Origin of the sequence: Methanoculleus sp. UBA303 (genome assembly GCA_002501655.1) — an archaeon.
Taxonomy (GTDB): domain Archaea; phylum Halobacteriota; class Methanomicrobia; order Methanomicrobiales; family Methanoculleaceae; genus Methanoculleus.
In genome coordinates this window covers 1-10,048 of record DANY01000030.1, presented here as the reverse complement: position 1 = coordinate 10,048, position 10,048 = coordinate 1, and the positions used below count along the sequence as shown (strand labels likewise).

11 protein-coding genes are annotated in these 10,048 nt (G+C 59.6%); 5 read left to right on the top strand and 6 right to left on the bottom strand.

The features are described from left to right. Window positions 1-90: 90 nt before the first annotated feature. Both BP846_RS06960 and BP846_RS06955 read right to left on the bottom strand, forming a co-directional pair. The gene (locus BP846_RS06960) at window positions 91-588 is read right to left on the bottom strand and encodes a YbhB/YbcL family Raf kinase inhibitor-like protein (RefSeq protein WP_292393782.1); all 498 of its coding nucleotides are present in this window, start codon (window positions 586-588) and stop codon (window positions 91-93) included. 109 nt (window positions 589-697) lie between these two features. Continuing rightward, on the bottom strand, window positions 698-1,402 hold the full coding sequence (locus BP846_RS06955; protein WP_292393780.1) for a phosphoribosyltransferase: 705 nt from the start codon (window positions 1,400-1,402) through the stop codon (window positions 698-700). A gap of 104 nt (window positions 1,403-1,506) precedes the next feature. Here BP846_RS06955 and BP846_RS06950 point away from each other — a divergent pair, with 104 nt between their 5' ends. Continuing rightward, window positions 1,507-1,965: a ribonuclease HI family protein gene (locus BP846_RS06950; RefSeq protein ID WP_292393778.1), complete on the top strand. Its 459-nt coding sequence runs from the start codon at window positions 1,507-1,509 to the stop codon at window positions 1,963-1,965. Between the two features lie 4 nt (window positions 1,966-1,969). After that, on the top strand, window positions 1,970-2,407 hold the full coding sequence (tsaA, locus tag BP846_RS06945) for a tRNA (N6-threonylcarbamoyladenosine(37)-N6)-methyltransferase TrmO (RefSeq protein WP_292393776.1): 438 nt from the start codon (window positions 1,970-1,972) through the stop codon (window positions 2,405-2,407). Window positions 2,408-2,413: 6 nt separating this feature from the next. On the opposite strand, the gene BP846_RS06940 is transcribed toward tsaA, so the two are convergent. Next, on the bottom strand, window positions 2,414-4,225 hold the full coding sequence (locus BP846_RS06940) for an aldehyde ferredoxin oxidoreductase family protein (protein WP_349680763.1): 1,812 nt from the start codon (window positions 4,223-4,225) through the stop codon (window positions 2,414-2,416). Window positions 4,226-4,378: 153 nt separating this feature from the next. Between BP846_RS06940 and BP846_RS06935 the strand changes: the two genes are divergently transcribed. The 3 genes from BP846_RS06935 (at window position 4,379) to BP846_RS06925 (ending at window position 6,059) form a co-directional block, all read left to right on the top strand. Next, window positions 4,379-4,696, top strand: coding sequence for a ubiquitin-like small modifier protein 1 (locus BP846_RS06935; RefSeq protein WP_292393775.1), 318 nt, complete (start codon window positions 4,379-4,381; stop codon window positions 4,694-4,696). A 137-nt stretch (window positions 4,697-4,833) separates the two neighbouring features. Continuing rightward, a complete protein-coding gene (locus tag BP846_RS06930) occupies window positions 4,834-5,736 on the top strand; it encodes an Mrp/NBP35 family ATP-binding protein (protein WP_292393773.1) in 903 nt (300 codons plus the stop codon). A gap of 2 nt (window positions 5,737-5,738) precedes the next feature. Then, window positions 5,739-6,059, top strand: coding sequence for a hypothetical protein (locus BP846_RS06925; RefSeq protein ID WP_292393771.1), 321 nt, complete (start codon window positions 5,739-5,741; stop codon window positions 6,057-6,059). A 201-nt stretch (window positions 6,060-6,260) separates the two neighbouring features. Here BP846_RS06925 and BP846_RS06920 read toward each other — a convergent pair whose 3' ends face one another. The 3 genes from BP846_RS06920 to BP846_RS06910 form a co-directional block, all read right to left on the bottom strand. Next, window positions 6,261-6,689, bottom strand: a complete 429-nt coding sequence (locus BP846_RS06920; RefSeq protein ID WP_292393769.1) for a PP2C family protein-serine/threonine phosphatase — start codon at window positions 6,687-6,689, stop codon at window positions 6,261-6,263. A gap of 262 nt (window positions 6,690-6,951) precedes the next feature. Beyond that, window positions 6,952-7,305 (bottom strand): PP2C family protein-serine/threonine phosphatase, encoded by a 354-nt coding sequence (locus BP846_RS06915; RefSeq protein ID WP_292393767.1) that lies wholly within the window; start codon window positions 7,303-7,305, stop codon window positions 6,952-6,954. 9 nt (window positions 7,306-7,314) lie between these two features. After that, window positions 7,315-9,909, bottom strand: coding sequence for a protein kinase domain-containing protein (locus BP846_RS06910; RefSeq protein WP_292393765.1), 2,595 nt, complete (start codon window positions 9,907-9,909; stop codon window positions 7,315-7,317). Window positions 9,910-10,048 lie beyond the last annotated feature (139 nt).

Genomic DNA, 10,048 nt, shown 5'->3' with positions numbered 1-10,048 from the left:
CAGGGCGTACCCCGGAGTATGACCCCCTGGAGCAGGTGTGCGAGATCCGATGGTGCTCTCTGGTTGTACTACCTATTGAGAATCGATGCACTAGATCCGGGGCCGTGTCCCCGGCGGGGCCTTGAGCACCTTTTCGCGACCATAGACCGCCATCGTCTCGCCGTATCCGGTGGCGGCGGCCGCAAGCGCATCCTCCAGTTCAATCCGCCCGGCGCCAGGCGGGAGGTCGAGTCTCTTCCCCACACCCCAGACCCGTATGAAGAAGCGGTGCGACGCACCCTTCGGCGGGCAGGGGCCGGCGTAGCCGGTCCTCCGGAAGTCGTTCATCCCCTGGATGGCAGAGACCGGATGGGAGATCCGGGGCTCCCGGGGGATGCCCTCGGGGATCTCGCCGGTTGCCGGAATGTCCCAGACAAGCCAGTGGGTGAACGTGCCCCGCGGAGCATCCGGATCGTCCATGATGACCGCAAGGTAGGGCGCATCCGACCCGGCAACCCTTATCCGCGGGGAGATCTCCTCCCCGTCACAGGTATGCCTGGGGGGAAACCGGTCGAAATCGACCTTGATAGTCAGATCCTGCATACTCATTGCGCCTCCGGCACCCCAGGGGGGAAGTCATATAAACCAGTTGTGGCAAGGGGCCGACCAGGGAGAGCGGAGTCCGGAACCGGAATCGGATCCCGACCGCTCGCCCGCATCAGAAGAGCCCCATATCCCGGGCCTGGATCAGCAGTTCCTGCACCTCCTGGTCGGTGAGGTCGTGCCACCGCTCGTATGCCTCCGCCACCGCGAAGGTGCGGCTGGTTCTGATGTTCAAGCAGACGACGAGGTCCGCCCTCCGGGCGATGAAGGTGACGGCATGGAGAGAGCCGGTGGGGACCGCCACGACGACCTGGCAGGGCGACTCGGCCTGGGCAGCCTCGACGGCGGCGAGCATCGTATACCCGGTCGCGAGACCGTCGTCGATCAGGACCGCAGTCCTGCCCTCAAGCCCCGGGCCCTGCCGGCTGCCGGAGAACTTCTCCATACGCTCCTCCACGTTCTTTCTGGCTTTCGCGACGGCGGCGTTCACCTCAGCCTCCGAGAGGTTGAGCCCGGTCATGAGGGCGTGGTTCAGGAAGACCCGCCCGTCCCAGGTCACGGCTCCGAACCCGGCCTCCGGGTTCCAGGGGATCTGCACCTTCCGCACCACCGCCATCCGGAGCGGGGCCTGGAGCGCCCGGGCCACCTCAAGCCCCGGCAGCACCCCCCCGGCAGGGATGGCGCAGACCACCGGCTCGACGATCGTCTCCAGCGGCGAGAGGGCCGCCGCGAGGTGCCTCCCGGCATCGGTCCGGTCCTCGAAAATGCCCAACCGGTCCCGCATCGCTCTATCCTCAATGATCCGGCCCGTATCCAGCATAGGTCCGCCCTTACTGCACCGGGATATTAACATCTTCCGGTGGGCGGTCCCTCTCCCGGGGGACGATACCAATAACTCTCCGGAGATCGATGATCAACCGGTAGATGATGCAGAGAGAGAGACTGGAGAGAACGGCGGTGACGGCAACCGATACGATGACACTGTATACCGACGGCGCATCACGGGGAAACCCCGGAGACGCAGCCTGGGCATACGTGATCGTGCAGGGCGGCTCCATCGCGGCCAGCCGTTCCGGGTATATCGGGACGGCGACCAACAACGTGGCGGAATACCACGCCGTCATCAACGGCCTCGAGGCTGCCCGGGGGTTCACCCGCGGCAGGCTCGAGGTCAGGTCGGACTCGGAACTGGTCGTCCGCCAGCTCACCGGCCGGTACCGCATCACCAAAGAGCACCTGGCAGACCTCGCAGGCGAGGTGCGGCAGCGGGTGCGTACCTTCGCAGAGGTCAGGTTCGAGAGCGTCCCCAGAGAGCACCCCTGCATCCAGGTCGCAGACCGCCTCTGCAACGAGACGCTCGATGCGGAGAGGGGGAGGAAGTAGAGGTATGACTGCGATCGAGTGCATCCCCATCGGCATCGTCCGGTCACCCTACCGGGTCCGGGGCGACGCCCCCCGGCAAGGGCGCCTCGCGGATACCGTAGCGGAGATCCATATCCTTGACGCCTACGCTCCCGGACTCGAGGGCCTGGAGCGGAGCAGCCATCTCATCGTGCTCTACTGGCTCGACCGGGCGGAACGCGGACTGCTCTTCGCGAAGCCCCCCGGGGAGACCCGGGAACGAGGGGTCTTTTCTACCCGCTCGCCCGCCCGGCCGAACCCGATCGGCTTTGGGATCGTCGACCTGGTCAGACGGGAGGGCGACGTCCTGGTCGTCCGGGGGCTCGACGCCCTGGACGGGACCCCCGTGCTGGACATCAAACCCTACTCCCCCGAGATCGACTGCATCCCCGAAGCAACGGGCGGCTGGCACATTAAAAATTAGGCGGGATCAGGGGGCTGGGACCGCCTCCTCGCCGATGCCGAGGTCGCGGAGTTTCTCGGGCGTGGGACGTCCCTCCCGGTCCCATCCCCGGGCATGGTAGTAGTCGTCGAGCAGAGGATCCCGCTCCCAGACCCTGCCTTTCGGGGCGCCTTCGGTGAGCGGTTCTTTGAGGAGGCGCGGCGGCAGGGTGTCGTCCGCCCGGGTGCATCCGGCCCTCAGGTTGAAGACTTTCTGCATGTTCCAGATCCGCTCGCCGATCCGGAGCACCTCGTCGGCACTGATATCGTAGCCGGTGACCGCCGAGACCATGGCCCCGTAGTCCGCCGCCCCGAGCGGGAACGATGTGAAGAGACAGGCTCCCGACGAGTCGATGAAGGCGGTGAGGTCCTGGAACGTCTTCGTCCAGACCGCCTTCCCGTCGTTTGAGTAGGGGTCGAGTTTCTCCGGCGACCCGAGCACCTCGGGGGCGATCATGTAGCCGTAGACGTGGTCGCCGCCCCGGACCGATGTGGCGTAGGCAAGGCCGTGCCCCTGCAGCCCCCGGGGGTCGTAGGCAGGGAGTTCCTGGCGCTTGACACTCATCGAGAGTTCGGGGTGCCCGTGCTTCCTCGCAAAGCGGAAGGAGCCTTCGGCGAGTTCGTCGCCGATACCCTCGCGGTGGCCGATCCGGCGGACGAGGTCGACCATCTGCTCCGCATCGCCGAACCGGACCTCTTCGTTGATGTAGCCCTTCTCCGAGAGTTCCATGGCGCAGGCGATCGTCGACCCGGCAGAGATGGTGTCGAGGCCGAGGTCGTTTGCGAGGGTGTTCGCCTTCACAACGGCGGCAAGGTCGTCGATCCCGCAGTCCGGACCGAACGCCCAGATCGTCTCGTACTCCGGGCCCGCCATCTGCTTGCCCCCGACCTCGATATCGCGGCCGCACTGTATGATGCAGGTCTGGCACCCCATCTTTCCTGAGAGGATGGTGTCGGCCATCTGCTCCCCCGATATCTTCTCCGCTGCGGGGAAGTGAGCGGTCTGGAAGTTCCGGGTCGGGAGGATGTAGTTCTCGTTGATGATGTTCACGAGGACAGCCGTTCCGAACCGGGGGAGCCCGCCGCCCGATATGGCGTTCTCCCGGATCTTTCCCGCGACCTCTTTCTTCAGGGCGAGAAACCGGTCACGGTCGGCGACGGTGATCCGGCCATTCCCCCGGGCGGCGACCGCTTTTACGTTCTTCGACCCCATCACGGCACCGACGCCCCCGCGGCCGGCGGCCCGCGATGTCTCGTTGATGATACCGGCGAACCGGACGAGGCGCTCACCGGCGGGGCCGATGCAGGCCACACTGATGCCGGGGTCACCGAGATCCTCCTGGATGGCCGCCGTCGTCTCGCTCGTCGTCATTCCCCACAGCGCTGACGCGTCCCGGACCTCCGCATGCCCGTCGTCGAGGAGGAGGGAGACAGGCCTCTCCGCCCGCCCCCGGATCACGACTGCATCGTACCCGGCGCGCTTCATGCTTGTGCCGAACTTTCCGCCTGAGTTCGCGCTGGTCAGCGTCCCGGTCAGAGGCGACTTCGTGACGACGTCGTACCGGGATCCGAGGGGAAGGCCGCTCCCCGAAACCGGCCCGGTGGCGAAGACCAGCACGTTCTCCGCACCCAGGGGATCGATACCCGGGTTCACCAGATCCTCGAGTATCCGGACCCCAAGTCCCCTGCCTCCGATGTATGCCCGCCTCCACTCTTCGGGAAGCGGCTCCTCCATCGTCCGCTCTCTCGCGAGGTCGACGTGGAGGATCTTCTCTGCGTAGCCGTTCATAGGAACCACCATGCCCATAGGCCTCACTCAAGGGCAATAAGGCTAATGGACAGAGAGAACACTACCTTAACCCTCAACGGAAAGAAACCATATCCTATCCGGAAACCGCCCGGAAGCGATACCAATAAGACCAGACACCCCCATCAGCCGGACGTGCAGGAGGGGGTGGCGCTGGCTCAAGGGGATGCGGAAGGAAAGGATACCATAACCGTGAAGGTCAGGGCGTTTGCGATGCTCCGGGAGATCATCCCGGCAGAGCATGATGCAGAGACACCCGGCGGATCGACGGTCGGCGACCTGCTCACGCTCCTTGCCGCCCGATACCCCGGACTCGGCGACGCCCTCTTCACCCCCGCAGGCGTGGTCAGGCCCTATGTCAACATATTAAAGAACGGCAGGAACATCCACTTCAGCGGGGGTCTTGAGACAGCCCTCAACGACGGCGACACCATTGCCCTCTTTCCCCCCGCGGGCGGAGGGTGATCCCTGCAGAGAAGAGTCTCCCGGCGACCGAACAGGATAATTTGCCATAAACTATACCTTTTTGTGACGTTTGCCGTTAATATATAATAACTCCAGAACATGAGAGAAGGATACCATACCCGCGGAGGATACTTCTGATGACTCAAACGAACGAACCCAATAAGGATACATGCACCGGGAACTGCGCCGGCTGCCCGTCTACGACCAAATGCGATGACACGAGAAACGCGGACGCCCCGAAGGGTCTCCCCCCGAAGGCCGATGTCAACGTGAAGCACGTCGTCCTCGTCCTCTCCGGGAAAGGCGGGGTCGGGAAGAGCACAGTCTCGGCAAACCTCGCCTACGCCCTTGCCAATCGCGGCTATAACACGGGCCTCATCGACCTCGATATCCACGGGCCGGACATACCCAAGATGCTCGGCGTCGAGGACGCCCGTCTCCAGTCCTACGACGGGAAGGTCATCGAACCGGTCAGGATCACCGGCAACCTCGCGATCATATCCATGGCGTTCCTGCTCCCGGAGCGCAACACCCCCGTGATCTGGCGTGGCCCGATGAAGATGACGGTCATCCGGCAGTTCCTGGAAGACGTCAACTGGGGCGACCTCGACTACCTGGTCGTCGACCTCCCCCCCGGCACCGGCGACGAGGCGCTCACCGTCGCCCAGCTCGCCCCGAACATCGCGGGAGCGGTCATCGTCACCACCCCGCAGGACGTCGCGGTCCTCGACTCGAGCAAAGCAGCCCAGTTCGTCAAGAAACTCGAACTCCCGGTCCTCGGGATCGTGGAGAACATGAGCGGGTTTGTCTGCCCCCACTGCAAGGAAGAGATTGATATCTTCGGCAAGGGCGGCGGGGAGAAAGAGGCAAAAGAGCTCGGTGTGCCGTTCCTCGGGGCCATCCCGCTCGACCCCGAGATGCGGAAGGCGGCGGACGAAGGACGGCCCTTCATCATCCGCCAGGCCGGGGCCACCGAGAACCCGACCTGGAAGAGTATCGATGCCGTCATGAGAGCCCTGGTCGAGCAGATCGAGGGGTAACCATGGATTACTCGCAGATTCTTGTCGGCCGGGAGGAACCCCTCCAGATATTTTCGAGGGTCGTCGAGGCGCTCGAAGACTATGAGGAGTTCCCCTTCCTGCTCGAACCCGTCTACCGTGAGGCTTCCGAACTCGATGACGAGGACCTCGACCGCCTTCGGTTCGGCCTCGTCCGCCTGCAGGTCTACGCCGACATCCACCGCTACGAGGATATGGAGGCGGCCCAGCGGATGAAGTACGTGGCCTCAATACTCGAACGGATGCTCTTTGGGAGGCTCCTCCTCGAGGGAGAAGAGGCCGGCGGCAAGCAGCAGTGCTGCTGAACCGGTCGGCCGGGATGACCCCGGGACAATATGCCGGCTCACGTCGAATGGAGACGCAGGGATGATCCTGCGCCCCTATTCGCCATTTCAATCAAAGCGATGTAAACAGAGAGACCACCGAACATTCCGGATCTGGTCGGAGAGGTGTACACCACCATCTGGGGCGGTACCATACTTCCCCTCTCTCATGGGCTGCTCCGATCAGCCCTGGTACACCACCACACTCACATTATCATCCGAACCGTGTTCAAACGCCAGCTCCACGAGCCGCCGGGCTGCATCTTCCGCGGAGGGACGAGCGGCGGCGGCAAGCATCTCTTCTTCCCCCACATACCCGGATAACCCGTCACTGCAGAGAAGAAACATCGGTCTTCCACCCATCGGGCTGACATGATAGAGATCGATCTGAAATGAAGCGCCTCCAAGCGATGATGAGAGAATATTGCGCATGGGGTGACGCCCGGCCTGCTCCTCAGTTATCAGTCCGTTATCGACAAGCGACTGGACGACCGAGTGATCCTTTGTGATACGATCTACGTTCTCATCCACCAGGTACGCACGGCTGTCGCCGGTATTTGTGATGACGGCTTCATTTCTCCTGATGAGAGCGGAGACGAGTGTCGTCCCCATACCTTCCCGCCTCCCGACTGCCTCGTTACGTACCTGACTTCCCGGTGAGTTAAGCACATGCGCTATTTTACCCTGAGGACTACCCTCCAATTTGGTCAAATTTATCAAAAATATCAACAAAATGGCCATATTCTAACAATCTAAACAGAGGGTTAATTTGCTTAATTATTAAGCACATCAACCAACTCATATATCGTCAAATATCCGACAATATTGGAATTTAACCGCGTTTTAGATAGATATGCGCCTAACACTCGGGAACTCAGGTACGTATCGAGTGGTGGGCTGTGTCATAGAGAGCACGAAGCATATCTTCAATTTCAAGTATGGTCATCCCGGGATGGTATGCGGATATTACTCCGTTTTCCAGGACTCTGATCGCAAGGCCGGATGCATAATCACCGGCAGCGTGCCCGCCAAGTCCATCGGCAACCGCAAGCAGGTATGCATCGATAAGAGGCAGGGCCAGGATTGCATCCTCATTCCTCTCCCTGCGGCCGGGCTCGATGATCCCGTAGAGGTCAGGCGGAGAAAGGCCCGGATCAGCAGACTTCTTTCGGAGAACACCTGTTACTGCTTCCCACAAGTGCGAGGAATGAGGTCTCATATCCTTCATATCGGGGAGTTATCTTCTTGAACGGATTTGGTGAATGAGAAGATCTGCCTTCCGGATGATATCTGCTGAAACCTCTATATCGTTCTCCACCATAAATTGCACATTATCGGCAAGGGATCGCGTATTGACCTGTAGATCTCCTTTCGTATATATCAGGAGATCGCTGAGATACTTATAGGCAGATGGGGCATCTCCCGTATGAAGGGCGGTCATTACAAGTTCCCCACAATAGTATGCTGCCTGGATACCATTTCCAGAGGATATGCTATTCCTCAATTCCTGTGAATAATTCCACTCAAGATAACGAGCGAGTTCTTTCTGGAGTTCGAGAATCGATTGGAATCGATTATCCGGTTCCTTCTCAAGACATTTCAGAATGATTGACTCAACATCAGATGACTCCGCCACTATCTTGCTTGGGGGTTGTGGATTCTTCATTGTGATTGCAGAGACCACCCCGACCATGCTCTCGCCGGTGAACGGGAGGACACCGGTGACCAATTCATAGAAGATCACACCAATCTGCCAAATGTCGGCCCTTTCATCCTTTCCGGTGTTGTTGATCTGTTCGGGAGCGGCATAGTAAGCAGTGAAAGAGGTGGTCGTCGATGTCCTGGATTCGGTTACCACTTTGGAGAGGCCCCAGTCACTGACCTTCGGGACGCCATTTTTTATTAAGATGTTCTGGGGTTTGAGATCCCGGTGGATGATTCGCTGATTGTGGGCAACTTTCACCCCCTCACAGATATTGAAGATAATCCCGGCCGCTTCCCGAGGAGCCATTGGCTTCTCCATGTCAGCCAGAGCGCTTTCACAGTACTCCATCTCGAAATAGGGCATCGGCATGATGTTATAGTCGTAGAGTTTGACGATATTTGGGTGGGAAAGCCGTGTCCAGCTCTGCAGCTCGGCAATAAACGATTTGCCAGTCGCGGCATCAATGGAGAGAGGGATCTTCACCGCAACCTCAGTGTTGTCAGGACGTGTTGCCCGGAAGACCCTGGCGAATCCCCCTTTGCCGATGAAAGAGATGTCGCGGTACCGATCGACAAGTTCTGTCGGGAACTGTTTGGGGGTTAGGGGTTGTGGGGAGAAACCAGAGACCGGCGAGACGGGTGTGTCCCGTGAGACATGTGTGAATGACGTCATGTCATTCACATCGATCCAGAACTCCTCACTCGTAGAATACACCCGGCTCCAGGGGTCTTCATAGGTGAGGGTAATATCAAGTGGGACATGGCCGCCATGTTTTGGGAGAAGTGGGATCTCGATAGTCGTAGAGCCACCCGCTTCGACGGTGCAGGTATCAACGCGCCGAACTTCGAAGTCGTCCGAAAGCGCGATCTTAATCCCAAGAGCATCGGCCGAACCAGGGTTAGTCAGTGTAGCACTGATCTGCTGCCAGCTCCCGGCCCTGAGGGGGGTTGTATCCAATGAGATATGTAGGTCCGGTCTTCGGGCCTCATCTGTCACGTATTGGGCACGTACGTGTTGAAGTTCATCGTTATCAGGCTGAAGGGCAAGGGCCTGATCAACCGATTTAATTGCATCAAGGAATCGGCCACGCGAGGCGAGGTATTTTGCCTTTGATATAAATGATTCTGCCTCCTGGTGCTTATACTCTTGAACCTCTTTGAGTGTCTTTTCACGCTTGATGCGCACCATCATGAAATATACGCCGGCGAACAATCCACTTATTGCCAGAATAAGGCCGATCGGAAGAAAAAGATTGAGATCCGACGTGGTAGGCGAGGCTGAATTAAAATCCCCACGAACGGGAAATTGAACGGGATTCAGGATCTGTTCTGTCCAGATCACTCCGTTATCAGTCGAACGCCAGACATCATTTAACCGGTTTGAGCCGTCATAACCACCCATCAGGATAATGCTGCCGTCAGGCATCGCAACGCTGCTGTGACCTTCTCGTCCCGACCACCCGGCACTCGCGGTCTGTTGTTTCCAGGTCACTCCGTTATCGGTCGAACGCCAGACATCATTTAACCGGTTTGAGTCGTCATAACCACCCATCAGGATAATGCTGCCGTCAGGCATCGCAACGCTGCTGTGGTCGTGTCGTTTCGACCACTCGGCACTCGCGGTCTGTTGTTTCCAGGTCACTCCGTTATCGGTCGAACGCCAGACATCATTGATAGATGGGGATCCTGTCTGGCCACCCATCAGGATGATGCTGCCGTCTGGCATCGCAACGCTGCTGTGGTCGGAACGAAACGACCATTCGGCACGCGCAGTCTGTTGTTTCCAAGTCACTCCGTTATCGGTCGAACGCCAGACAGACGTCTTTAATATGCCGTCAGAACCGCCCATCAGGATGATGCTGCCGTCTGGCATCACAACGCTGGAATGAGCGTCCCGTTTCGACCACTCGGCATGCGCGGTCTGTTGCTCCCAGGTCACTCCGTCATCGATCGAACGCCAGACATCATTTAAGTAGCTGAAGCGAGCGCCAGAACCGCCCATCAGGATGATGCTGCCGTCTGGCATCGCAACGCTGCTGTGACCGTCTCGTCCCGACCACCCGGCACTCGCTGGCGACACTATCAGGAGAAAGAGAAGGACAGTTACTATGATAACAATCTTCTTCATGAATATCGCTCCTCGGGCTACGGTAGTGTCTCCAATCTCCTGTAATTCTTCTGAGCCCTCTCCTCTTGCTTGATCATTCCTTCCCCATCGCTAAATATCTTTTGCCGGCGATCATCCCCACATTCCGCAGGTCCTCCAT

Bases quoted from the DNA above. Each gene is read 5' to 3' on its own strand.
- tsaA (WP_292393776.1), top strand. From the start codon at position 1,970: ATGACTGCGATCGAGTGCATCCCCATCGGCATCGTCCGGTCACCCTAC.
- BP846_RS06915 (WP_292393767.1), bottom strand. From the start codon at position 7,305: ATGAAGGATATGAGACCTCATTCCTCGCACTTGTGGGAAGCAGTAACA.
- BP846_RS06920 (WP_292393769.1), bottom strand. From the start codon at position 6,689: ATGGGGACGACACTCGTCTCCGCTCTCATCAGGAGAAATGAAGCCGTC.
- BP846_RS06930 (WP_292393773.1), top strand. From the start codon at position 4,834: ATGACTCAAACGAACGAACCCAATAAGGATACATGCACCGGGAACTGC.
- BP846_RS06925 (WP_292393771.1), top strand. From the start codon at position 5,739: ATGGATTACTCGCAGATTCTTGTCGGCCGGGAGGAACCCCTCCAGATA.
- BP846_RS06910 (WP_292393765.1), bottom strand. From the start codon at position 9,909: ATGAAGAAGATTGTTATCATAGTAACTGTCCTTCTCTTTCTCCTGATA.
- BP846_RS06960 (WP_292393782.1), bottom strand. From the start codon at position 588: ATGAGTATGCAGGATCTGACTATCAAGGTCGATTTCGACCGGTTTCCC.
- BP846_RS06940 (WP_349680763.1), bottom strand. From the start codon at position 4,225: ATGGTGGTTCCTATGAACGGCTACGCAGAGAAGATCCTCCACGTCGAC.
- BP846_RS06955 (WP_292393780.1), bottom strand. From the start codon at position 1,402: ATGCTGGATACGGGCCGGATCATTGAGGATAGAGCGATGCGGGACCGG.
- BP846_RS06950 (WP_292393778.1), top strand. From the start codon at position 1,507: ATGATGCAGAGAGAGAGACTGGAGAGAACGGCGGTGACGGCAACCGAT.